The 24,024-nt window shown below is 73.2% G+C and carries 16 protein-coding genes and 1 pseudogene; 11 read left to right on the top strand and 6 right to left on the bottom strand.

From position 1 onward, the window contains the following. Nucleotides 1–11: 11 nt before the first annotated feature. Both mrdA and rodA read left to right on the top strand, forming a co-directional pair. Nucleotides 12–2,156 carry a penicillin-binding protein 2 gene (mrdA, locus tag ACZ4M8_RS03575; protein ID WP_467602997.1) on the top strand — a complete coding sequence of 715 codons (2,145 nt, stop codon included), beginning with the start codon at nucleotides 12–14 and terminating at the stop codon, nucleotides 2,154–2,156. A gap of 20 nt (nucleotides 2,157–2,176) precedes the next feature. Beyond that, the gene (gene rodA, locus ACZ4M8_RS03570) at nucleotides 2,177–3,367 is read left to right on the top strand and encodes a rod shape-determining protein RodA (protein ID WP_467603463.1); all 1,191 of its coding nucleotides are present in this window, start codon (nucleotides 2,177–2,179) and stop codon (nucleotides 3,365–3,367) included. Here the strand turns inward: rodA and ACZ4M8_RS03565 are convergent. Next, complete coding sequence (locus ACZ4M8_RS03565) at nucleotides 3,277–3,819, bottom strand: ATP-binding protein (RefSeq protein WP_467602996.1); 543 nt, start codon at nucleotides 3,817–3,819, stop codon at nucleotides 3,277–3,279. The genes rodA and ACZ4M8_RS03565 overlap by 91 nt on opposite strands. 526 nt (nucleotides 3,820–4,345) lie before the next feature. On the opposite strand from ACZ4M8_RS03565, the pseudogene ACZ4M8_RS03560 reads away from it, so the two are divergent. From ACZ4M8_RS03560 to obgE, 8 genes and pseudogenes are all read left to right on the top strand, one after another. Further along, nucleotides 4,346–5,230, top strand: a pseudogene (locus ACZ4M8_RS03560) (CHAD domain-containing protein); the annotation flags it as partial. Nucleotides 5,231–5,424: 194 nt separating this feature from the next. After that, entirely contained in the window at nucleotides 5,425–7,353 is a 1,929-nt protein-coding gene (locus ACZ4M8_RS03555; protein ID WP_467602994.1) for a TIGR03960 family B12-binding radical SAM protein, read from the top strand. 290 nt (nucleotides 7,354–7,643) lie between these two features. Then, a complete protein-coding gene (locus tag ACZ4M8_RS03550) occupies nucleotides 7,644–8,375 on the top strand; it encodes a hypothetical protein (protein WP_467602993.1) in 732 nt (243 codons plus the stop codon). A gap of 146 nt (nucleotides 8,376–8,521) precedes the next feature. Beyond that, the gene (locus tag ACZ4M8_RS03545) at nucleotides 8,522–9,325 is read left to right on the top strand and encodes a TIGR03936 family radical SAM-associated protein (protein ID WP_467602991.1); all 804 of its coding nucleotides are present in this window, start codon (nucleotides 8,522–8,524) and stop codon (nucleotides 9,323–9,325) included. 216 nt (nucleotides 9,326–9,541) lie between these two features. Further along, nucleotides 9,542–13,357, top strand: a complete 3,816-nt coding sequence (locus ACZ4M8_RS03540) for an Rne/Rng family ribonuclease (protein WP_467602990.1) — start codon at nucleotides 9,542–9,544, stop codon at nucleotides 13,355–13,357. Between the two features lie 229 nt (nucleotides 13,358–13,586). Next, a complete protein-coding gene (gene rplU, locus ACZ4M8_RS03535; RefSeq protein WP_399091067.1) occupies nucleotides 13,587–13,907 on the top strand; it encodes a 50S ribosomal protein L21 in 321 nt (106 codons plus the stop codon). A 14-nt stretch (nucleotides 13,908–13,921) separates the two neighbouring features. Next, nucleotides 13,922–14,179, top strand: coding sequence for a 50S ribosomal protein L27 (gene rpmA, locus ACZ4M8_RS03530; protein WP_009717948.1), 258 nt, complete (start codon nucleotides 13,922–13,924; stop codon nucleotides 14,177–14,179). A gap of 132 nt (nucleotides 14,180–14,311) precedes the next feature. Next, complete coding sequence (obgE, locus tag ACZ4M8_RS03525) at nucleotides 14,312–15,748, top strand: GTPase ObgE (RefSeq protein WP_467602988.1); 1,437 nt, start codon at nucleotides 14,312–14,314, stop codon at nucleotides 15,746–15,748. A gap of 88 nt (nucleotides 15,749–15,836) precedes the next feature. On the opposite strand, the gene ACZ4M8_RS03520 is transcribed toward obgE, so the two are convergent. The 5 genes from ACZ4M8_RS03520 to ACZ4M8_RS03500 all read right to left on the bottom strand — a co-directional run bounded on the left by ACZ4M8_RS03520 (nucleotide 15,837) and on the right by ACZ4M8_RS03500 (nucleotide 22,202). Then, a complete protein-coding gene (locus tag ACZ4M8_RS03520) occupies nucleotides 15,837–16,472 on the bottom strand; it encodes a LutC/YkgG family protein (RefSeq protein ID WP_467602986.1) in 636 nt (211 codons plus the stop codon). Further along, nucleotides 16,469–18,022, bottom strand: coding sequence for a lactate utilization protein B (locus ACZ4M8_RS03515; protein WP_467602985.1), 1,554 nt, complete (start codon nucleotides 18,020–18,022; stop codon nucleotides 16,469–16,471). The genes ACZ4M8_RS03520 and ACZ4M8_RS03515 overlap by 4 nt, the downstream gene beginning before the upstream one ends. Next, complete coding sequence (locus ACZ4M8_RS03510) at nucleotides 18,019–18,786, bottom strand: (Fe-S)-binding protein (RefSeq protein WP_467602984.1); 768 nt, start codon at nucleotides 18,784–18,786, stop codon at nucleotides 18,019–18,021. The genes ACZ4M8_RS03515 and ACZ4M8_RS03510 overlap by 4 nt, the downstream gene beginning before the upstream one ends. A 399-nt stretch (nucleotides 18,787–19,185) precedes the next feature. Beyond that, complete coding sequence (locus ACZ4M8_RS03505) at nucleotides 19,186–19,950, bottom strand: FadR/GntR family transcriptional regulator (protein ID WP_467602982.1); 765 nt, start codon at nucleotides 19,948–19,950, stop codon at nucleotides 19,186–19,188. 182 nt (nucleotides 19,951–20,132) lie between these two features. Next, nucleotides 20,133–22,202: a hypothetical protein gene (locus ACZ4M8_RS03500; RefSeq protein ID WP_467602981.1), complete on the bottom strand. Its 2,070-nt coding sequence runs from the start codon at nucleotides 22,200–22,202 to the stop codon at nucleotides 20,133–20,135. A 539-nt stretch (nucleotides 22,203–22,741) separates the two neighbouring features. Between ACZ4M8_RS03500 and proB the strand changes: the two genes are divergently transcribed. Then, the gene (gene proB, locus ACZ4M8_RS03495; RefSeq protein ID WP_467603462.1) at nucleotides 22,742–23,818 is read left to right on the top strand and encodes a glutamate 5-kinase; all 1,077 of its coding nucleotides are present in this window, start codon (nucleotides 22,742–22,744) and stop codon (nucleotides 23,816–23,818) included. The last annotated feature ends 206 nt before the right edge of the window (nucleotides 23,819–24,024 follow it).

The following is a 24,024-nucleotide window of genomic DNA, read 5'->3' as shown; positions in this document are numbered from 1 at the left end:
GCGGAGGGGCCATGAGCAACATTCCTGAGACCGGCCGGACCACCCGCGTCACCGCCCGGCTGATCGCCCTCCAGATCCTCGTCTTCTCCCTGCTGCTCACCCTCGGCGGCCGTCTCTGGTTCCTCCAGATCCGCAACGGCCAGGAGTACGCGAGCAAGGCCCGTAGCAACCACGTCCAGCAGGTCGTCGACCCGGCCACCCGCGGCTCGATCCTCGACGCCCGCGGGGTGCCGCTCGCCGACAACGAGACCCGGCTGGTGGTCTCCGCCAGCCGCACCGAACTGCTGAAGATGAAGGACGACGGCAAGGCCGTCCTCGGCCGCCTCTCCGACGTCCTCGGCATCCCCGAGCAGGAGATCCGTAACAAGGTCCGGCTCTGCGACGCGAAGACCCCGCAGCCCTGCTGGAACGGCTCGCCGTACCAGCCCATCCCGATCACCGACAAGGCCACCACCCAGCAGGCCCTCCAGATCCGCGAGCGCTCCGAGGACTTCCCCGGCATCAGCGCCGAGCCGACCGCCGTCCGCCGCTACGCCGCCCCGGCGAAGGCGCAGACCGCACAGGTCCTCGGCTACCTCTCGCCGGTCACCGACGAGGAGATCAAGAAGGCCGAACACACCCGCTCGCCGCTGCTGCGCTCGGACCAGATCGGCCGCTCCGGGCTGGAGCGGACGTACGACAGCGCGCTGCGCGGCAAGGCCGGCGTCACCCGCTACGAGGTCGACAACCTCGGCCGGGTCATCGGCAAGGCCCACAGCGATCCGGCCGTCCCCGGCGCCAACGTCGTCACCAGCATCGACGCCCGCGTCCAGGCGGTCGCGGAGAAGGAGCTGTACCAGGCGATGAAGGACGCCCGCCTGGAGCACGACAAGAACACCGGTACCAACTACAAGGCCGACGCCGGCGCCGTCGTCGTCATGGAGGCGAAGACCGGCCGCGTCGTCGCGATGGCGTCCAACCCCTCGTACGACCCGAACGCCTGGGTCGGCGGGATCTCCGGCAAGGACTACGCCAAGCTCACCGGCAAGAAGTCCAACTACCCGCTGCTCAACCGCGCCACCCAGGGGCAGGCGGCGCCCGGCTCGATCTTCAAGGTCATCTCGACCACCGCCGCCGTCAACGCGGGCTACCCGTTCAACGGGCGCTACCCCTGCACCAGCTCGTTCAACATCGGCGGCCAGGTCTTCAAGAACTTCGAGTCGGAGAACTTCGGCCCCATCAGCCTCGGCCGCGCGCTGGAGGTCTCCTGCGACACGGTCTTCTACAACATCGCCTACGACCAGTGGAAGAAGGACGGCGGCAACAACCCCAAGAACCCCGCCGACTGGTTCTACAAGACGGCCCATCAGTTCGGCCTCGGCAAGAAGACCGGCATCGACCTGCCGGACGAGGTCAGCGGCCGGGTCCCGGACCGCCGCTGGAAGAAGGACTACTGGGAGGCGAACAAGACCGGCTGGTGCGCCCAGGGCAAGAACGCCGACGACTACGTCTCCAAGATCGCCAAGGAGAACTGCGAGTCCGGTATGAAGATGCGCGCCGGTGACTCCGTCAACTACTCCATCGGCCAGGGCGACACCCTCGTCACCCCGATCCAGATGGCGACGATCTACGCCGCGCTCTCCAACGGCGGCACCCTCCACGACCCGACCCTCGGCAAGGCGATCGTCAGCCCCGACGGCAAGAAGATCGAGAAGATCACGCCGAAGGCGCACGGCAAGCTGCCCGACTCCCCGGCGACGCTCAAGCAGATCGACGCGGCGCTCGCCGGCGTCGCCACCCGCGGCACCGCCGCCTGGCGCTTCCAGGGCTGGCCGCAGGAGAAGATCCCGATGCACGCCAAGACCGGTACCGCCGAGGTCTACGGCAAGCAGACGACCTCGTGGTTCGCGACGTACACCAAGGACTACTCCATCGTCATGACCATCTCCCAGGGTGGTACCGGCTCCGGCGCCTCGGGACCCGCGGTCCGGAAGATCTACAACGCGCTCTACGGCGTCGACGACAAGGGCGAGATCGACAACAAGGCGGCGCTGCTGCCGGCCCCGCAGTCGTCGCTGCCGGTCATCGAGCGGGACGGCACCATCCAGGCGCAGCCCATCGAGCCGGTCGCCGACCCGTCGGCCGACGAGGGCGACGGAGCGGAGGCGGAAGAGTGACGACGAGTCCCACGTCCCGGATGTTCAACGTCCGGCGGTACGCCCCCGAGACGGGCGCCTGGGGCAAGCTGATGGACCGTGACTCGGCCGTCCGCAAGCTCGACTGGCCGCTGATGCTGTCCTGCCTGGCGCTGTCGCTGCTCGGCTCGCTGCTGATCTTCTCCGCGACGCGCAACCGCACCGAGCTCAACCACGGCGATCCGTACTACTTCTTCCTGCGGCATCTGCTGAACACCGGCATCGGTCTGGCGCTGGCCGCCGGAACGATCTGGCTGGGCCACCGCACACTGCGCGGCGCCATCCCGGTGCTCTACGGCGTGTCGGTGGTGCTGGCGCTGCTGGTGCTGACGCCGATCGGCGCCACCATCAACGGCTCGCGGTCCTGGCTGGCGATTCCCGGCGGCTTCTCGTTGCAGCCTGCGGAGTTCGCCAAGATCACCATCACGCTGGGGATGGCGATGATCCTAGCCTCCCGGGTCGACGCGGGGGACACCCCGCACCCCGGCCACCGGACCGTCGTCCAGGCGCTGGGCCTGGCCGCCGTCCCGGTGCTGATCATCCTGCTGATGCCGGACCTCGGCTCGATCATGGTGCTCGGCGCCATCATCCTCGGCGTGCTGCTCGCCTCCGGCGCCTCCAACCGCTGGATCCTCGGTCTGCTGGGCGCCGGCGTCGCCGGCTGTCTCGCGATCTGGCAGCTCAACCTGCTCGACGAGTACCAGATCGCCCGCTTCGCCGCGTTCGCCAACCCGAGCCTGGACCCCGCGGGCGTCGGCTACAACACCAACCAGGCGCGGATCGCCATCGGCGGCGGCGGGCTCACCGGCTCCGGTCTCTTCCACGGCAGCCAGACCACCGGCCAGTTCGTGCCCGAGCAGCAGACGGACTTCATCTTCACCGTCGCCGGTGAGGAGCTGGGCTTCCTCGGTGCGGGCCTGATCATCGTCCTGCTGGGCGTGGTCATGTGGCGCGCCTGCCGCATCGCCCGCGAGACGACCGAGCTGTACGGCACGATCGTCGCCGCGGGGATCATCGCGTGGTTCGCGTTCCAGGCGTTCGAGAACATCGGTATGACGCTCGGCATCATGCCGGTCACCGGCCTGCCGCTGCCGTTCGTCTCCTACGGCGGTACGTCGATGTTCGCCGTCTGGATCGCCATAGGGCTGCTGCAGTCCATCCGGGTGGAGCGGCCGGTGTCGGCCTCCCGCTGACGCCCCACCCGCGGCGTCCGCAGTTCGAACCAGAGCCCGGCGGGGCGGTCCGTCCCGCCGGGCTCCGCCGTGCCCCAGGCGTCCGCGAGGGCGCCGAACAGCAGGCCGGAGAGGTCGGCCGCGCCGTCGTGGCCCCGCTCACCGGGCCGGGCGGCGCCGGGCCCGCCGTACACGCTGACCCGCAGCCCGGCCGCGCCGTCGCCGGTCACCACGCGGACCAGGACGTCGGGCGCGCCGTCCGTCAGCGGGTGCGCGCGGGTGACCGCCTCCGAGGTGAGCAGGACGGCGGTGTCCCGCAGCGGCTCGACCGGGGTGCCGCGCAGTACGGCGCGGACGAAGTCGCGGGCGGTCCGGGCGGCGGCCGGGCCGCTGGGCGCGATCAGCAGATGCGGGCGGGTACCGGCCGCGGAGCGGACCGGTGCCCGAGCGCCGGTGGTGCGGGTCGGGTGCACGGGTTCTCCCTTCAGGGAGGACGGCCACCGGGAGCCGCGCGGGCCCCGGCGGACGGACGGCATCGGGCGGACCGGAGAGGGCGACACACCCTCCGTCACCGGCCCTCGCACACCGTAATTCAGGGCCCCCGGACCGCTCCCCGCCCCGCCGGGCGCGCCGTCAGCAGACGGGGCGCACGGGGGCGCGGAACGGTGGCGCGCGACGGGAAGCGCGCCGGTCCCCGCTCGCCCCGGCGCGGGGGCGGTGCGCTCGGGGGAGAGCGGGGGTGACCTGCGGCGGGTCTCCGGGGCGGGGTACGGGTGGGGGTACCGATGGGCTTCGGGCGCCCCGTGTTCGGGGCCGGGCGCCGCCGGGGCATGCCGGGCACTTCGCGCTCCGGCGCCGGGCCGTACCGGGCACTTCGCACTCCCGGGCCGGGCCGTACCGGGCACCTCGCGCTCCGGGCCCGGCTGCACCCGGGCACCTCGCGCTCCCCTTCCTCCTTCCCCCTCCCTCCGAATTCGCGACTAAATTCGAAATATGGCGCGCACCGCCGGGGACATCGTCCTCGGCTATCTCCGGCAGCAGCTGCGGGCGCTCGTCGCGCTCGACCCCGCGGTCCGCCGGGAGCTGCCCGATTCGGTGCACCGGATGCGGGTCGCGACCCGTCGGCTGCGCGCCGCGCTGCGGTCCTACCGGCGGCTGTTCGACCGTACGGTGACCGATCCCGTCATTGCCGAACTCTCCTGGCTGGCAGGGGAGTTGGGACTCGACCGGGACCGCGAGGTGCTGCTCGCGCGGATCGGTGACGGCCTCGCCGCGCTGCCGCGGGAGCTGCGGGCCGGCCCGGTCCGCTCCCGGGTGCGTATCTGGGCACGGCCCCGCCGCGGCGCCGCCCGGCATCTCACCGCGGTGCTCGACGGGGCCCGCTACCGGACGCTGCTCGGCACCCTGGACCGGCTCCTCGCCGATCCGCCGCTGCGCCCGCCCGCCGCCCGCGCCCCGGAGAAGGAGCTGACCCGGGCGCTGCGCGAGGACTTCCGGCGGCTGTCCGGGCGGATGCGCCGCGCGCTGGACGCCCCGCCGGGCCCGGAGCGCGACCGGGCGCTGCACGAGGCCCGTAAGGCGGCCAAACGCCTCCGGTACGCGGCGGAGGCGGCCCGCCCGGCGCTGGGCCGGCCCGCCGCCCGCTGCGTCCGCCGCGTCACCGCCCTCCAGGAGGTGCTCGGCGACCACCACGACACCGTGCTGACCCGCGCCGCCCTGCGCGACCTCGCCGGTCAGGCGCACGCGGTGGGTGAGAACGCCTTCACCTACGGCCTGCTGCACGGCAGACAGGAGACGCTGGCGGCGACCTGCGAGGCCCGCCTGCCCCGGCTGTGGAAGAAGGCCGAGGAGGACGCGCCGCCGGGCTCCCGGCCGGACCGCTGACGTGCGGCCCGTACGGCCCGTACGCCGTTCACGCCCGGTCCGGCACCGCCGGACCCCGCGCCCGCCCGGATGTACCGCGGCCCCGTCCCGTCACCCACCGCACCCTCCGCATCACCCCCGGCACACGTCAAGGGCGCCCCTTCGGACGCGTTAGGCTTGAGGGTCACCCCTGCCCGCTGACGAAAGATCCCGCGATGCCTGTCGAGTCGGTCTTCCCGCGCCTGGAGGCCCTTCTCCCGCACGTCCAGAAGCCGATCCAATACGTCGGCGGCGAGCTGAACTCCACCGTCAAGGAATGGGACGACTGCGATGTCCGCTGGTCGCTCATGTACCCGGACGCGTACGAGGTCGGCCTGCCCAACCAGGGCGTGATGATCCTCTACGAGGTGCTCAACGAGCGCGAGGGCGTCCTCGCCGAGCGCACCTACAGCGTCTGGCCGGACCTGGAGGCGCTGATGCGGGAGCACGGCGTCCCGCAGTTCACCGTCGACGCGCACCGCCCGGTCAGCGCCTTCGACGTGCTCGGTGTCTCGTTCTCCACCGAGCTGGGCTACACCAACCTCCTCACCGCCCTCGACCTCTCGGGCATCCCGATCGAGGCCAAGGACCGCACCGAGGACCACCCGCTGATCCTCGCGGGCGGCCACGCCGCGTTCAATCCGGAGCCCATCGCGGACTTCCTGGACTGCGCGGTCGTCGGCGACGGCGAGCAGGCGGTCCTGGAGATCACCGAGATCATCCGGGCGTGGAAGAACGAGGGCCGCCCCGGCGGCCGTGACGAGCTGCTCTTCCGCCTCGCGAAGACCGGCAACGTCTACGTCCCCAAGTTCTACGACGTCGAGTACCTGGCCGACGGGCGGATCTCCCGCGTCGTGCCCAACCGTTCCGGCGTCCCGTGGCGGGTGTCCAAGCACACCGTCATGGACCTCGACGAGTGGCCCTACCCCAAGCAGCCGCTCGTCCCCCTGGCCGAGACCGTCCACGAGCGGATGTCGGTCGAGATCTTCCGTGGCTGCACCCGCGGCTGCCGTTTCTGCCAGGCAGGCATGATCACGCGTCCCGTCCGGGAGCGAAGCATCACCGGCATCGGCGAGATGGTGGACAAGGGCCTGAAGGCCACGGGATTCGAGGAGGTCGGCCTGTTGTCGCTGTCCTCCGCGGACCACACCGAGATCGGCGACGTCGCCAAGGGCCTCGCCGACCGGTACGAGGAGGACAAGATCGGCTTGTCCCTCCCCTCCACCCGGGTCGACGCGTTCAACATCGACCTGGCCAACGAGCTGACGCGCAACGGCCGTCGCTCGGGACTGACCTTCGCGCCCGAGGGCGGCTCGGAGCGCATCCGCAAGGTCATCAACAAGATGGTCTCGGAAGAGGACCTGATCCGCACGGTCTCCACGGCGTACGGCAACGGCTGGCGCCAGGTGAAGCTGTACTTCATGTGCGGACTGCCCACCGAGACCGACGAGGACGTCCTCCAGATCGGCGACATGGCGGTCAACGTCATCGCCGAGGGCCGCAAGGTCTCCGGGCAGAACGACATCCGCTGCACGGTCTCCATCGGCGGGTTCGTCCCCAAGCCGCACACGCCGTTCCAGTGGGCCCCGCAGCTCTCCGCCGAGGAGACCGACGCCCGCCTCGCCAAGCTGCGCGACAAGATCCGCGGCGACAAGAAGTACGGCCGCTCCATCGGCTTCCGCTACCACGACGGCAAGCCCGGCATCGTCGAGGGCCTGCTCTCCCGCGGTGACCGCCGCGTCGGCGCCGTCATCCGCGCCGTCTACGAGGGCGGCGGCCGGTTCGACGGCTGGCGCGAGTACTTCTCGTACGACCGCTGGATGCAGGCGGCGGAGAAGACGCTGCCGGAGTTCGGCGTCGACGTCGCCTGGTACACCACGCGCGAGCGCACCTACGAGGAGGTCCTGCCCTGGGACCACCTCGATTCCGGTCTCGACAAGGACTGGCTCTGGGAGGACTGGCAGGACGCCCTCGACGAGACCGAGGTCGAGGACTGCCGCTGGTCCCCGTGCTTCGACTGCGGCGTCTGCCCGCAGCTGGACCTCGACATCCAGATCGGCCCGACCGGCAAGAAGCTGCTCCCTCTCTCGGTGGTCAACAAGTAACCGGAGGAGAAGGGGAGTTGCCGCCACCGGTGCGTCAACTCCCTGTACCGGAAAGGGAGTTGGGGCGATCGGCTCCCCGAGTCCCCGTACGGATGAAGCAGTTCGGCCCGGCACCGCGCTCCGCGGTGCCGGGCCGCTCGCATTGCCGCACACCGGCCCCGACCTCCCGCGACGCCGCCGCGACCGCCTCCCGTAAGGTCGGCGAGGCGCGCGCGACGAAGCTCCGGGTGGGGCCCCGGACGAGGCCGCGCGGAACGACGGCGGTACGGAACGGCACGGGGGAACGGCGGATGACACACGGCGGCGTATCGAGGACGGCCGGGCCCGGCGGGGCGCTCGCACCGGGCTGCTGCCTCGCCCGGCTTCTCGCGGTGCCGGTGGTGCTCGTCATGGTGCCGCTGCGGCTCCTCGGCGACGGACTGCGCCTCCTCGGCCGGCACGTCCTCGCCCCCGCCGGCCGGTGGCTGTACGCGTGGGTGCTCGCGCCGGTGGGCCGGGCGGTGGCCTGGCTCCTCCGCCACCTGGTCGTGATCCCGGCGGCGTTCCTGGTCCGGTACCTGATCGTCGTCCCGGCCGGTTGGCTGTACCGCTGGGTCCTGACCCCGCTGGGCCGGGCGACCGTCTGGCTGCTCCACCACGTCCTGGTGATCCCGGCCCGCTTCCTCGCCCGGTACCTGATCGCCGTCCCGGCCCGCTGGGTGTACCACTGGATCCTCGCCCCCCTCTTCCGGTGGCTCGTGGTGATCCCCGCCACCGCCGTGTGGCAGTACGTACTGTGGCCGGCGCTCCGCGCCCTCGGGGCGTTCCTCGCCGGCTGCTGGCGGATCGCCGGACGGATCTCCCGGGCGGTGGGCCGGGGCCTGGCGTTCCTCTGGCGGTGGCTGGTGGCCCGCCCGTCGCGGTGGCTGTACCGCACGGTGCTCACTCCGTTGGGTCATGGACTGCGTGCCGTTCTCGCACCGCCGCTGCGGCTGGCGCGGGACACCGCGCGCGAGGTCCGGCGCTCCCTGTTCGGCGGCTGAGCGAGCCTTCGGCGGCGGCCGGAGCGCACCGCGGGGAACCGGCGGCGCGCGCGGCACGTACTCTTGGTAGCAGTACGACCGCACTCACGAAGGACTGAACGACACTGGGCAAGCGACAGCCCGAAGGCCCGCCGCCCGCACCGGCGGTGCAGCGCATCCGTCTGCGCTACACCAAGCGCGGCCGCCTCCGGTTCACCAGCCACCGCGACTTCCAGCGCGCTTTCGAGCGGGCCCTGCGCCGCGCCGAGGTCCCCATGGCCTACTCGGCGGGCTTCACCCCGCACCCCAAGGTGTCGTACGCCAACGCCGCCCCGACGGGTACGGGCAGTGAGGCCGAGTACCTGGAGATCCAGCTCACCCAGGAGCGCGACCCCGCGATCCTGCGCGAACTGCTGGACGCGTCGCTGCCCGCGGGCCTCGACGTGACCGACGCCGTCGAGGCGCGGACCAGCGGCCTCGCCGACCGGCTCCAGGCCTCGGTCTGGGAGCTGCGGCTCGACGGCGTCGAGCCGGCGGCGGCCGAGCGGGCCGTGGCGGCGTTCCTCGCCGCCGAGGAAGTGCTGGTCGAACGGCGTACGAAGAACGGCATGCGGACCTTCGACGCGCGCGCCGCGGTGAGCGCGCTGGAGGTCACCGCCGCGGACGGCGATAGGCCCGACGGCAAAGCCTGTGCGATACTGCGGCTGGTTGTTCGGCATGTGACACCTGCCGTTCGACCCGACGACGTCCTGTCCGGCCTCCGAGCCGCGGCCGACCTGGCGCCGCCGGTCCCCGCAGCGGTGACCAGGCTGGCGCAGGGGCTGCTCGATGAGGAGACCGGCGCGGTGACCGACCCGCTGGCGCCCGACCGCGACGCTGCCACGGCCGCCCCAACCACGGCCGCCGGGCCACGTGCCGCGACGGCGCCGAGCGGGGACAACCCGGCCGGTGCCGGGCACGGCACCGCGTAGAGCGCCGTCGTCGCGTCGCCGACCAACCAGGGAGCCACCCCGGTGCGGCAGACGCACTGACCAGGAGACTTTCGCCGGCCCGGACCACGGGCCCGGTGAGCGAGACGACAGCTCCCGTGCGGCGCCCGCGCCCCGGACCGCAGGGCCGCGCTCATGACGCGGCACTGCGGCCGGACCAGGCCCGGCGCCCGGGAGCGTGACGGGAGAACCGCCCGCATGCTCGAACCCATTGAGCCCACCGCACCCGCGCCGTCCACGGACCGTGGCGCGGACGACAACAATTCCCCCAGCGACACGCTGCCGCCGCGCCGCAGGCGCCGCGCGGCCTCCCGCCCGGCGGGCCCGCCGCAGGGCACCGGCGCCACCGTCCAGGTGAGCGACGCCCCGCAGACCGCGGCCGCGCCGCAGGCCCCCGCGCAGGAGACGCCCGCCGAGGCGCCCGCCGCGGACGCCGCTCCGGCCCGGCCGCGCCGCCGCGCCACCCGTAAGGCCACCGCCCCGGCCGGTGCCCCGCAGCCCGCCGCCGAGACCACCGAGGCGCCCGCGCCGCAGGCCCCGGCCGCCGAGGCCGCGCCCGCCGCCGAGGAGGCGCCCGCGCCGCGCACCCGCCGTCGCGCGACCCGTAAGGCCACCGCGCCCGCCGGTGCGCCGCAGAGCGCGGACGCGGCCCCGCAGACCGCCGAGGTGCCCGCCGCCGAGGCCCCCGCGCAGGAGACGCCCGCCGAGGCGCCCGCCGCGGACGCCGCTCCGGCCCGGCCGCGCCGCCGCGCCACCCGTAAGGCCACCGCCCCGGCCGGTGCCCCGCGCGGCGCCGAGGAGACCGTGGCGCAGGCGCCGGCCGCCGCGCCCGTCGAGGAGGCGCCGCAGGCCCCGGTCGCCGAGGCCGCGCCGGTCGCCGAGGAGGCGCCCGCGCCGCGTGCCCGCCGCCGGGCGACCCGTAAGGCCACCGCGCCCGCCGGTGCCCCGCAGGCCGCGGAGGAGGCCCCGCAGACCGCCGAGCCGGCCCCGGCCGCGCCAGAGGCGGAGGCCGACGAGGTGCCGCGCCGTAAGGCCCGTCGCCGTGGTGAGCGGGGAGCCGAGCCGGTCGCCGAGGCGCCCGCCGCCGAGGAGGCGCCGGTCAAGGAGGCCCCGGCCCGTGGGCGCCGCCGTGCGCAGCGTCCGCCGACGGCCGTCTTCCAGGCGCCGGTCTTCGCCGAGCCGATGTTCCAGACGCCGGAGACCGCGGCCGCTGCCGCCGCCGCGGCCCGCCGGGAGGAGGAGGCCGCCGCGGCCGAGGCCGAGGCCGAGATCGAGCGGCCCCGTGAGGAGCCCCGCGAGGAGCAGCCGTCCGGCCGCCGTCGCCGGCGCCGTGCCGAGCGGGCCGCCGAGCCCGTCGCCGTCGCGCCCGTCGAGGAGCCGGAGGAGAGCGCCGAGGAGGCCGAGGAGGCCGAGGAGACGGCGCAGCGCGAGGCCGCGCACGACGACGAGTCGGGCGACCGCCCCTCGCGCCGTCGCCGCCGCGGTGGCCGCCGTCGCCGTCGCGGTGAGGCCGCAGACGCGGACGAGCAGGCAGCCGAGGCCGCCGAGCCGCAGGAGAGCGCCGAGGACGAGGAGCCCGAGGAGGCCGCTCCGGAGCAGGACGGGGCCGACGAGCCGTCCGGCGGCTCCAGCAGCAGCCGTCGCCGTCGCCGCCGTCGCCGCCGCAGCGGGGACGACGGCGGGGACGCCGCCCACAACGGCGACGACCCCGAGCGCACCGTCGTCAAGGTCCGCGAGCCGCGCGAGCGCAAGGCCGAGTCCACCAGCGCCGACGAGGTCCAGTCGATCAAGGGCTCGACGCGTCTGGAGGCGAAGAAGCAGCGCCGCCGCGAGGGGCGTGAGCAGGGCCGCCGCCGGGTGCCGATCATCACCGAGGCGGAATTCCTGGCGCGCCGTGAGGCCGTCGAGCGGGTCATGGTCGTCCGCCAGAGCGGCGAGCGCACCCAGATCGGCGTGCTGGAGGACAACGTCCTCGTCGAGCACTTCGTCAACAAGGAGCAGTCGACCTCGTACGTCGGCAACGTCTACCTCGGCAAGGTGCAGAACGTCCTGCCGTCGATGGAGGCCGCCTTCGTCGACATCGGCAAGGGCCGCAACGCCGTGCTCTACGCCGGTGAGGTCAACTTCGAGGCGCTGGGCATGGCCAACGGGCCGCGCCGCATCGAGACCGCGCTGAAGTCCGGCCAGTCGGTGCTGGTGCAGGTCACCAAGGACCCCATCGGCCACAAGGGCGCCCGCCTGACCAGCCAGGTCTCGCTGCCCGGCCGCTACCTCGTCTACGTGCCCGAGGGCTCGATGACGGGTATCAGCCGCAAGCTGCCCGACACCGAGCGCGCCCGGCTGAAGCAGATCCTCAAGAAGATCGTCCCCGAGGACGCGGGCGTCATCGTCCGTACCGCCGCGGAGGGCGCCAGCGAGGACGAGCTGCGCCGTGACGTGGAGCGCCTCCAGGCGCAGTGGGAAGAGATCCAGAAGAAGGCGAAGACGCCCTCGACGAGCGCGCCGAGCCTGCTCTACGGCGAGCCGGACATGACCGTCCGCGTCGTCCGCGACATCTTCAACGAGGACTTCTCCAAGGTCATCGTCAGCGGTGACGACGCCTGGGAGACCATCCACGGCTACGTCGCGCACGTCGCCCCGGACCTCACCGACCGGCTCCAGAAGTGGACGTCGGACGTGGACGTCTTCGCGACGTACCGGATCGACGAGCAGCTGATGAAGGCGCTGGACCGCAAGGTCTGGCTGCCCAGCGGCGGTTCGCTGGTGATCGACAAGACCGAAGCGATGGTCGTGATCGACGTCAACACCGGCAAGTTCACCGGTCAGGGCGGCAACCTCGAAGAGACCGTGACGAGGAACAACCTCGAAGCGGCCGAGGAGATCGTCCGCCAGCTGCGCCTGCGTGACCTCGGCGGCATCGTCGTCATCGACTTCATCGACATGGTCCTGGAGTCCAACCGCGATCTGGTGCTGCGGCGGATGCTGGAGTGCCTGGGCCGCGACCGGACGAAGCACCAGGTGGCCGAGGTCACCTCGCTGGGCCTGGTCCAGATGACCCGTAAGCGGGTCGGCCAGGGGCTGCTGGAGTCGTTCTCCGAGTCCTGCGTCCACTGCAACGGCCGCGGCGTCATCGTCCACATGGACCAGCCGACGACCACCGGCGGTGGCGGCAAGCGCAAGAAGAAGGGCAAGGGCGGCGGCGAGCGCCACGACCACCACGAGCACGCGGCCGAGCAGGCCGTGGAGCCCGCGGTGGAGCAGGCGGCCGAGCCCGAGGCGCCCGAGCTGGAGCCGGTGGCCGTGACCGAGGCGGAGCTGGTGCCCGCGGTGGCCGACGCCGACGAGTGGTTCGGCAGCCCGGCCGAGGCCGAGGCGGCCGCCACCCGTGGCCGGGGCCGTCGCCGGGCGAGCCGGAAGGCGTCCGCCCCGGCGGGCGCGCCGAAGGCCGCCGAGGCCGCCGCGATCGTGGTGCCGGTGGTGGAGACCGCCCCGGAGCCGGAGGCCGCGCCCGCGCCGGAGCCCGAGGCGCCTGCCGCGCCGGAGCCCGCGCCGGCCCGTCCGCGTCGCCGGGCGACCCGTAAGGTGTCCGCCCCGGCGGGCTCCCCGCAGGCCGCGGAGGCGGCGGTCGTCGTGGTCGAGGCGCCGGAGAGCGCCGCGCCGCAGGCGGAGGCGCCCGTGGTGGAGGCCCCGGTGGCCGAGCCCGAGGCGCCGGCGGGGCCCGTCGAGTCCGCCGAGCCCGCCGAGTCCGTCGAGGAGGCGCCCGCCGCCAAGAAGACGGCGAAGAAGGCGGCGAAGAAGACGGCGGCCAAGAAGACGACCGCGAAGAAGACCGCGGCCAAGAAGACGACGGCCAAGAAGGCGACGGCGGCGAAGAAGACCACCACCGCCGCCAAGAAGACCGCCGCGAAGAAGACGACCGCGAAGAAGACCACGGCCAAGAAGACGACGGCGAAGAAGACGGCGGCCAAGAAGACCGCCGCCGCCGAGCCCGCGTCGCCCGCCGCGGAGGACTGACGGACGCACCGCGCCCCGGGTCGGTGACGGCCCGGGGCCGGTTTGACCCCCAGGTCAAGGCCCCGTAACCTTGACCGTCGGTGTCTGTGTGACACCAAACCCCTGAGCAAAGACCTCCCGGCTCTCCGCCGGGGGAGGCCGCTCGTCCACTCGGATGTCACGGGAGTCTCCCAGGCCCGTGTGAGCGGCTGGCATCAGAGGATCCGTTCCTAGCGAAAGAGAGTTCCGCGTGTACGCGATCGTGCGCACCGGCGGACGCCAGCAGAAGGTCTCTGTCGGCGACGTCATCGAGGTTGACCGCATTTCCACCAGCAAGGTCGGCGACACCGTCGAGCTCTCGACGCTGCTGGTCGTCGACGGCGAGTCGGTCACCAGCGACCCGTGGGTCCTGGCCGGCGTGAAGGTCCAGGGCGAGGTCGTCGACCACCACAAGGGCGACAAGATCCGGATCCAGAAGTACAAGAACAAGACCGGTTACAAGAAGCGGATCGGCCACCGCCAGCTCCACACGGCGCTGAAGATCACCGGCATCGACGCTCCGGCGAAGTAAGGGACTGAGGAGACATGGCACACAAGAAGGGCGCATCGTCCACTCGGAACGGTCGCGATTCCAATGCTCAGCGGCTCGGCGTGAAGCGCTTCGGCGGTCAGGCCGTCAACGCCGGTGAGATCCTGGTCCGCCAGCGTGGCACCCACTTCCACCCGGGCACGGGCGTCGGTCGCGGCGGCGACGACACCCTGTTCGCCCTGGCCGCGGGCGCGGTGCAGTTCGGCACCCACCGTGGTCGCAAGGTCGTGAACATCGTTCCGGTCGCTGAGTAATCAGCCGCCGGGCGACAGCTCAGCAGCACCACTCCGAGGGCGGACCGCCTTTCTCGCACGTGCGGGAAGGCCGGTCCGCCCTTGGCGTGTTAGTACAGAGACATTCCCGTAGTTATCTGGAGGCACCTCACCATGACCACCTTCGTGGACCGCGTCGAACTGCATGTCGCCGCGGGTAACGGAGGCCACGGCGTGGCCTCCGTGATGCGGGAGAAGTTCAAGCCGCTCGGCGGGCCGGACGGCGGCAACGGCGGGCGCGGCGGCGATGTGATCCTCGTCGTCGACCAGGACGTCACCACCCTCCTCGAATACCACCACCACCCGCACCGCAAGGCCACCAACGGCCAGCCCGGCGCCGGTGACCACCGCGCCGGGAAGAACGGCCAGGACCTCGTCCTGCCCGTGCCGGACGGCACGGTCGTCCTGGACCGCAAGGGCAACGTCCTCGCCGACCTCGTCGGGCAGGGCACCACCTTCGTCGCGGGGCAGGGCGGACGCGGCGGGCTCGGCAACGCCGCGCTGGCCTCGGCGCGCCGTAAGGCGCCCGGTTTCGCGCTGCTGGGGGAGCCCGGTGAGACGCGCGACATCGTGCTGGAGCTGAAGACCGTCGCGGATGTCGCGCTGGTCGGCTTCCCGAGCGCCGGTAAGTCCTCGCTGATCTCGGTGCTGTCGGCGGCCAAGCCGAAGATCGCGGACTATCCGTTCACCACGCTGGTGCCCAACCTCGGTGTGGTGACGGCCGGTTCGACGGTCTACACCATCGCGGACGTGCCCGGTCTGATCCCGGGCGCCAGCCAGGGCAAGGGGCTGGGGCTGGAGTTCCTGCGCCATGTGGAGCGGTGCGAGGTGCTGGTCCATGTGCTGGACACCGCCACGCTGGAGTCGGACCGCGATCCGCTCTCCGACCTCGACAAGATCGAGGAGGAGCTGGCGCAGTACGGCGGTCTGGAGGACCGGCCGCGCCTCGTCGTCCTCAACAAGGTCGACATCCCGGACGGGCAGGACCTCGCCGACATGATCCGCGGCGATCTCCAGGAGCGCGGATTCCGCGTCTTCGAGGTGTCGGCCGTCGCCCGCCAGGGCCTGAAGGAGCTGTCGTACGCGCTCGCCGAGATCGTGGCGCAGGCGCGTGCCGCCAAGCCGGTGCAGGAGGCGACCCGTATCGTCATCCGGCCCAAGGCGGTGGACGACTCCGGCTTCACGGTCACGGAGGAGGGCGACCACTTCTACCGGGTGCGGGGCGAGAAGCCGGAGCGCTGGGTGCGGCAGACGGACTTCAACAACGACGAGGCGGTCGGCTACCTCGCGGACCGGCTCAACCGGCTCGGTGTGGAGGACGCGCTGCTCAAGGCCGGTGCGCACACCGGCGACGGGGTGGCGATCGGCCCCGAGGACAACGCCGTGGTCTTCGACTGGGAGCCGACGATGGCCGCCGGTGCGGAGATGCTCGGCCGGCGTGGTGAGGACCACCGGCTGGAGGCCCCGCGGCCCGCGGCCCAGCGCCGCCGCGACCGCGACGCGGCGCGGGACGAGGCGGAGCAGGAGTACGACGGCTTCCGCCCGTTCTGAGGCATCCGCCCGTGCTGAGGTATCCGGCACACGGTGAGGGCCCCGGGGAGCGTGTTCCCCGGGGCCCTCACCGTTGCGCCGCGTCCGGTCAGACGTCCGTCCGGATGATCACGTCCAGGGTGCGGGGGCCGTGGACGCCCTCGACGCGTTCCAGTTCGATGTCGGAGGTGGCGGACGGGCCGCTGATCAGCGTCGTCGGCCGTTCGGGGACGAGGCGGGCGACGGCCTCGGGGACGCCGACCTCCACGCTGGAGAGGTCCACGACGCAGACGTGCAGGTCGGGGACGAGGGTGAGGGCGCGGCGGCCCTGGTCCGGGGAGCCGTCGAGGAAGATCGTGCCGGTCTCGGCGCAGCTGACGGCGGAGGCGGTGACGACCCCGTCGAGGGCGTCGAGCGCGGGCGGGGGCACCGCCGGATCGTCCTCGCGGACCTCGCCGTCGTACGCGGCCAGCCAGGTGCGGTCGAGTCCGGCGGGGACGCCGACGAGGCGGGCGCCGCGGGCGGCCAGGACGGCGGCGACGGTGGCGGCGGTCTCCTGGGCGGTGCAGGGGTGGACCTCGGCGCGGTAGTCGACGAGCCGGTCGGTGAGGAGGGCGAGGCGGTCGGCGCCGGGGAGGGTGCGGCCGGTGCGGTAGGCGCGGGGGATGTCCACCTGAGGCGCGGGGGCGAGCGCCAGGGCGTCGCGGATGCGGCCGAGGACCGTCTCGCGTGCGGTCGTGGTCACCGTTCCTCCTCGGGGGTGTCGGGGTGTGCGGTGCGCTGCCGGGCGCCTTCGGCGGCGGCGTCGCGCAGGGCGGCGGCGCCTTCGGAGGAGCTGAGCCAGGAGCGGAAGGTGTGCCGGGGCGGGACGGGCGTGTCGCGGCTCTCGCTCCAGCCGTTGAACGGCGGCGGCAGGTGGGAGATGGTGCCGTCGCGGCCCCCGGCGACGCGGCCGACGCGGGCGGCGTTCTGCGCGGCGGTGTAGACCTTGGGCCGCTTCATCACGCCGGCCGCCGCCTTCATCGCGAGCTTCTCCGCGGTGGTACCGGACTGTTCGGTCTTCTGGTGGCGCAGCTCGACCAGGAGCGACGGGATGTCGATCTTGACGGGGCAGGCGTCGAAGCAGGCGCCGCAGAGGCTGGAGGCGTACGGCAGCGAGCTGTTGGGGTCGTTCTTGGCGGCGTGCATCCCGGCGAGCTGCGGGGTGAGGACGGCGCCGATCGGGCCCGGGTACGTCGAGCCGTAGGCGTGGCCGCCGGCGCGTTCGTAGACCGGGCAGACGTTGAGACAGGCCGAGCAGCGGATGCAGTTGAGCGCCTCGCGGCCGACGGAGTCGGCGAGGGCGGCGGTGCGGCCGTTGTCGAGGAGGACCAGGTGGAAGTTCTGCGGTCCGTCGCCGGGCGTGGTGCCGGTCCACATCGAGGTGTACGGGTTCATCCGCTCGCCGGTGGAGGAGCGCGGCAGCAGCTGGAGGAAGACCTCCAGGTCCTGGTAGCGGGGGATGACCTTCTCGATGCCCATGACGGTGATCAGCGTCTCGGGCAGCGTCAGGCACATCCGGCCGTTGCCCTCGGACTCGACGACGGCGAGCGTGCCGGTCTCGGCGACGCCGAAGTTGACGCCGGAGACGGCGACCTTCGTCGTCATGAACTTCTCCCGCAGATAGGCGCGGGCGGCGGCGGCCAGCTGCGCGGGCACGGCGTCCAGCGCCGGGTCGACGCCCGGGATCTCCTTGAGGAAGATCTCCCGGATCTCGTCGCGGTTGCGGTGGATCGCCGGGACGAGGATGTGCGACGGCTTGTCGTGCGCGAGCTGCACGATCAGCTCGGCGAGATCGGTCTCGTACGGGGTGATGCCGCGGCTTTCGAGGTGTTCGTTGAGGCCGATCTCCTGGGTGGCCATCGACTTGACCTTGATGACCTCGCGGCTGCCGGTCGCCTCGATCAGCTCGGTGACGATCGCGTTGGCCTCGACGCCGTCGCGCGCCCAGTGGACGGTGCCGCCGCGCTCGGTGACCTTGCGCTCCAGCTCTTCCAGCAGGTCGGGGAGGCGGTTCATGGTGGCGGTCTTCAGCGCGGAGCCGGCGTCGCGCAGCCGCTCCCAGTCGGGGAGTTCGCCGGTGACCGCGAGCCGCTTGGCGCGGATGGTGTGAGTGGCCCGGCCGAGGTTGCGGCGCAGTTGTTCGTTGCGCAGCTCGTCATGGGCGGCCTTGGGGAAGCTGCGGTCGCCGCGGAGGTTGCCGGCGCCGTACGGGGCGCGGGGCGGGGCTGCGGGCATGCCCAGGAAGGTGCTCATCGGACGGCCTCCGTCGGGACGTACGGCGCGGTGCGGGTGGCGGCGAGGATCTGTGCGAGGTGCAGGGTGCGGGCGGAGGACCGGATGCGGGAGAGTCCGCCGCCGATGTGCATCAGGCAGGAGGAGTCGCCCGCGGTGCAGACGGCGGCGCCGGTCTCGGCGATGTGGCCGAGCTTGTCGTGCAGCATCGCCGAGGAGGTGTCGGCGTTCTTGACGGCGAAGGTGCCGCCGAAGCCGCAGCAGGCGTCGGCCTCCGGCAGCTCGACGAGGTCGATCTCCTCGACCGCGCGCAGCAGCCGCAGCGGCTTCTCGCCGACCCGCAGCATCCGCAGCGAGTGACAGGTGGGGTGGTACGTGACGCGGTGCGGGAAGTACGCGCCGACGTCGGTGACGCCGAGCACGTCCACCAGCAGTTCGGAGAGTTCGTACGTCTTCTTCTTGACGGTGGCGACGCCGGAGCGGAGGGCTGCGTCGCCGTAGCGCGCGGCGACGATCTCGTGCTGGTGGCGGACCGAGCCGGCACAGGAACCGGACGGCATCACCACCGCCTCGATCGACGCGTCCCCGAACTGGTCCGCGAAGCCGCGGACGAGGGGGACCGGCTCGCGCTGGTAGCCGGTGTTGACGTGCATCTGGCCGCAGCAGGTCTGCTCCGGCGGGAACACCACCTCGTGCCCGAGACGGGCGAGCAGCAGGGCGGTGGCCTTCACCGCGTCGGGGAAGAGGGTGTCCCCCAGGCAGGTGGCGAAGAGTCCGATACGCATGGAGCGCCTCCCACTAGATTTACGGTCCGACCATTCTAGCGTCAGTCCGGAAGCGCGGGCGGAAGGCGGTACGGAACGGGCGGGTCGGACGCGGCCACGGGTGGGCGGTGCGGGCGCCGGAGGGCTGCGCGGATGGGGGGCGCCCCGGCTCGGACAGGGCGGAGCCGGGGTGCGGCGTGCGGGCGCGGGAGCCCGGTGGCGGGTGGGCCGGGGGCCGGGAATGACGGGGACGCCGGGAGGAGGCGGCCGGGCCGGAAGGCCGGGGCGGAGCGCAGGGAAGCGGGCCGGGCCGGGGGCGTGGCGCCGGAGCGCAGGACCGCCGGGAAGCGGGCCGGGCCCGGGGCGCGGGCCCCGGCGTAGGTGACGGGAACGGGCGCCCCCGGCGGCGCCCGCGCGGGGTTACGCGCCCGCGCCGTCCTCGTCCTCGCCCCCGTCCTCGTCCTCGCCCCCGTCCTCCACGAGCGTCCCGTGGAAGCCGCGGATGTGGCGTTCGGCGAGGTCGGCGGCGGCGGTGCCGTCGCCCGCGCGGACCAGGCGGAGCAGTTCGGTGTGGTCGTCGTTGAGGGCCGCGGCGGTGGCCGGCCAGTCCTCGGCGTCCTCCAGGGCGCGCAGGATCAGCGGGCGGACCGACTCGCGGACCGCGGAGGTCAGCGTCGAGGTGAGGTCGTTGCCGGAGCTGCGGGCGACGGCGACGTGGAAACGGGTGTCCAGATCGTTGAACTCCGCGGCGGACAGTCCCTCGGCGCGCAGCCGTTCCAGCAGCTCACCGGCCTCGTCCAGGGCCTCGGGCGAGCCGTGCCGCGCCGCCGCCTCGAAACTGGAGCGCTCCAGGGTGACCCGGGCCTCCAGGACGTCGTGGAGGCTGTAGCTGCCGAGCGCGAAGTGCAGCCGCAGCAGCCGGCCGAGCGCGTCGTCCGGATGGCGCACGATCCGCGCCCCGGCGTCCGCGCCCCGGCCCGCCTGGGCGACCAGTACCCCGATGGTCTCCAGCACCCGCAGCGCCTCGCGCAGCGCCGAGCGGCTGACCCCGAGCACCGGCGCCAGCTCCCGCTCCGGCGGCAGCCGGTCGCCGGCCTTCAGCTCCCCGGCGAGCACCTGCGCCTCGATGCTCTCCAGCACCAGCTCATGCGTGCGGACCTGCCGCACGGGGCGCCACTCGGCCATCGGATTCCCTCGGTTCGCTCTCGTACCGGACCGGCGACTTGCGCCTGCGGATGTCCCGTCCAGTCTATGGTCCGACCGCGTACGGACGGTCGCCGGGATCGGGCGCCCGGGGCCCGCGAACGCCGACGGGGCCCGCCGCTGACCGGCGGGCCCCGTCGGGCCGGTGTGCGCGCTGCCGTGGCTCAGACCGCCGCGGGCGCCTCCGGGGCGTCGGGCTCCGCCGGGCTCTCCTCCTGGGCGCGCTGCCCGGGGATGCCGGCCAGCCGGTGCTCCATGCGGGCACGGCGGGCGTCGGCCTTGGCGCACAGCTTCAGTGACGCCTGGTTGAAGCGGACCGACGAGGGCGGGTCCGAGGGGCCGAGCAGGTGCTCCTTGAGCGCGGCGCGCTCGGCCGCGAGGGTGTCCAGCTCCGGGTTGCGGACGCTCGCCAGCAGCCCGGCGACGCCGTCCGCCTCGGGCGTGAGGATCGCCGCGGCGCGCACCGTCGGGAACTGCGTACGGAACTCCTCCTCCGTCATCCCGGAGGTGTTGGCGACCGCGTACGGCTTCTCGCTGGTCAGGTAGTCCGACACCACGCTGGAGACGTCGCTGATCAGCACGTCCGCCTGGTTGAAGCAGCCGAAGATGCCGGGGCGCGCGGTGGTGATGACGAGGTGCTCCCACGCCGGGAAGGACGCGAAGTAGGCGCGCTCCCAGGCGTCGGCGGCGGCCGCGACGGCGGCCGCGCGGCCCTGCGGCGGCGTGCCCTGGAGCCGCATCCGCTCCAGCTCGTCCGCGCTCTTGCGGAACGCCGAGGTGGTCAGCGCGGCCAGCTCCGCCTCGCACCGCTCCAGCTCGGCCGCCGCCCCGGCGTCCGGCCGCTCGCCGCCGCGCCGGGCGTTGGCCTCCGCGATCATCGCCTGGATACGGGCGTTGGCGGCGCCCGCCCGCGGGTCAACGGAGCCGGTCATCGGGTGCGGCTTGTACAGCAGCCGCACCTTCGGGTCGGCCAGCAGCGCCCGGACGATGTTCTCGCCGGCCAGCATCACGGAGGTGTTGCCCGGGTTGCCGTCCCAGCCCTCCCAGGTCGGGGCGTACAGCACCGTCGTCATCCGGTCCGCGGCGGGCGGGCCGGCGTACGGCAGGATCGGCGCCAGCTGCGGGCGGCCGACCTCGACGACGTCCTTGTCCTCCACGCCGATGTCGGCGAGCTGGTAGCGGTCGCGGGCCGCCGGACCCGCGACCCACACCTCGTCGTACGCCTTCGCGTACGGGTTGCAGGACGACAGCTTGTCGCTCTCACCGTGGTTGATGAAGGCGTGCTTGATGGAGGGGATCCGCAGGATCTGCGAGGTCTTGCCGGAGTTCGCCGGGTGCAGCAGCAGCTTGAGCGCGGAGTGCTCCAGGCGCATCAGGTTGGCGACCTTCGGGATGCAGACGATCGGGATGTCCGTCGCCTCGATCTTCTGCACCATGAACCGCTCACGGAGCACGATGATCGGCTTGCCGTCGAGACCGGCGAGGGTGGAGAGCCACATGTTCGCCTGGTACGCGGAGGACGCGCCGCCGGAGAAGTACATCCCGACCGTCGGCTCGTACGCGGCCAGCCACCGGTCCAGCCACTCCAGGGCCCGCGCCTCGCCGAGGACGCGCTTCTTCGGCATCAGCCAGGTGCTCAGGTAGAGCGAGCCGCCGATCGACAGCAGCAGCGAGACGGCCAGTCCGATGCCGCCCCAGAACGCGTCCGTGGTGATCGCGGTGACCATCATGCCGACCGTGGTGGGCACCGAGAACCGCAGCAGCCGGCGGCCGGTCTGCCGGGACAGCAGCCGTGGCGGCGCGTCGGACAGCCCCAGCGCGCTCGCGTCGACGTTCCGCGTCACGAACGGCAGCGCGCGACTGCGCCGCACCAGCACCGCGAGGGCCTGGCAGACGAAGTGCGTGCCGTAGAAGGCCAGCAGGGCGATGGTGAGCGGCGCCTGCTCGACGAGCGGGTTGATGCCGTCGATGTGCAGCAGGCCGACGAGGATCAGCATGTCGCGCAGCAGCTGACGAACCGTTACATCGAAGCGGACCCGGCCCAGCACGGCGAGCAGTCCGGGCTGCTTGTGCTGGAGCACCAGGTCGAGGCCGAGGTTGACCACGGACGCGACGATGAACAGGGGTATGACGGGCAACAGCGCACCGAGCAGCTGGGCGATGAAGGCGACCATCATCGCGAACAGCGCCGCGAGCTGTACGGCTCGTCGGGGGGCGATTCCGGCGGAAGGCACGGGGGAGGGCTCCTGGCAGCAAAAAGAGAAGGTCAGGTGGAGGCCGAGGGGGCGGCCGGGCCCCGCGCTGCGACGCCGCCTGGGCGGCGGAAACGGGACCGGTGGACACCCGACCGTATGACCTTGTTGGCTCCGGTGACAATCTGCTGTGGTTCTCATCACCGCGAATGCGGACCAAACGCGCGCAACCCCGAAGCCGTCATCGGCGTCTTAACCGACTTGTCATCACCTCCCGGAACGTCAACGCCCTTGCCGCGCACCGCCGTCGCACCCCGCGCCGCCCGGCGTGAGCCGGAGCACACCCCGCCCGCCGCCCGCGTACGCCGTCCACCACGCCGTCCGCCAGGCGATATCGCCACGCGGGCGCCCCGCCCGCTGCCGTAGATTGCCCGCACGGGCGGCCCGCGGGCCGCCCCGCACGGCGGCAACGGACGCGAGCACAGGGGTAGCAGGTGGCAGGGGCGAATCAGGGGACGGCGGCCGGCGGGACCTCGGGAGCCGCGGGGCCGCGCGAGGGCGTCGCCGAGGCGCGCCGGGTCGTGGTGAAGGTCGGCTCCTCCTCGCTGACCACCGCCGTCGGCGGACTCGACGCCGACCGCGTCGACGCGCTGGTGGACACCTTGGCGAAGTACCGCGACAAGGAGATCGTGCTGGTCTCCTCCGGTGCCATCGCCGCGGGCCTGGCCCCCCTCGGCCTCGACCGGCGCCCCCGCGACCTCGCCCGCCAGCAGGCCGCCGCCAGCGTCGGCCAGGGCCTCCTCGTCGCCCGCTACACCGCCTCCTTCGCGCGCCACGGCCGCCGCGTCGGCCAGATCCTGCTGACCGGCGACGACACCAGCCGCCGCGCCCACTACCGCAACGCCTGCCGCACCCTGGACCAGCTCCTGGCCATGGGCGCCGTGCCGATCGTCAACGAGAACGACACCGTCGCCACCGACGAGATCCGCTTCGGCGACAACGACCGCCTCGCCGCCCTCGTCGCCCACCTCGTCCGCGCCGACCTCCTCGTCCTCCTCTCCGACGTCGACGGGCTCTACGACGGTGACCCGTCCACCCCCGGCACCTCGCGGATAGCGCAGGTCAGCGGCGCGAAGGACCTCGAAGGCATCGAGATCGGCAGCGCCGGGCGGGCCGGGGTCGGCACCGGCGGCATGGTGACCAAGGTCGAGGCCGCCCGGATCGCCGCGGCCGCCGGTATCCCCGTCGTGCTGACCTCCGCGGTGCACGCCGCCGAGGCGCTGGCCGGCGGCCCCACCGGCACCCACTTCCTGCCCACCGGCCGCCGCTCCGCCGACCGCCTGCTGTGGCTGGCGCACGCCTCCACCCCGCGTGGCGCGCTGACCCTCGACGACGGCGCGGTGCGCGCGGTCGTCGAGCGGAACTCCTCGCTGCTGCCCGCCGGGATCGCCGCGGTGGAGGGCGAGTTCACCGCGGGTGACCCGGTCGAGCTGCGGGACACCTCCGGCGCCGCCGTCGCCCGCGGACTGGTCAACTTCGACGCCCGCGAGATCCCCCGGCTGATCGGCCGCTCCACCCGCGACCTCGCCCGCGAACTGGGCCCCGCCTACGAGCGCGAGGTCGTGCACCGCGACGACCTCGTCCTCCTCGACCGCTGACGCCTCGCCCGCGCCGCCGGACCCGCCCGCCCCGCCGGTGACGCCGCTGTCAGCAGCCGGCGGCCGGCGGGCGCGGCGGCACCCGAACCGGAGCGGTGTGCCCCCTTTCCGCGGGGACCTTCGGCAAAACGCCCCCGCGACGCTCCGTGGACTGGTCCACTTTGTTGCGGAGGCGCCGCAGCTGAGGGGCGCCCGCAGCACGCCGA

This window comes from Streptomyces sp. NPDC027185 (assembly GCF_055567035.1).
The sequence above is the reverse complement of the archived record's forward strand: the minus strand, read 5'-3'. Positions and strand labels throughout refer to the sequence as shown.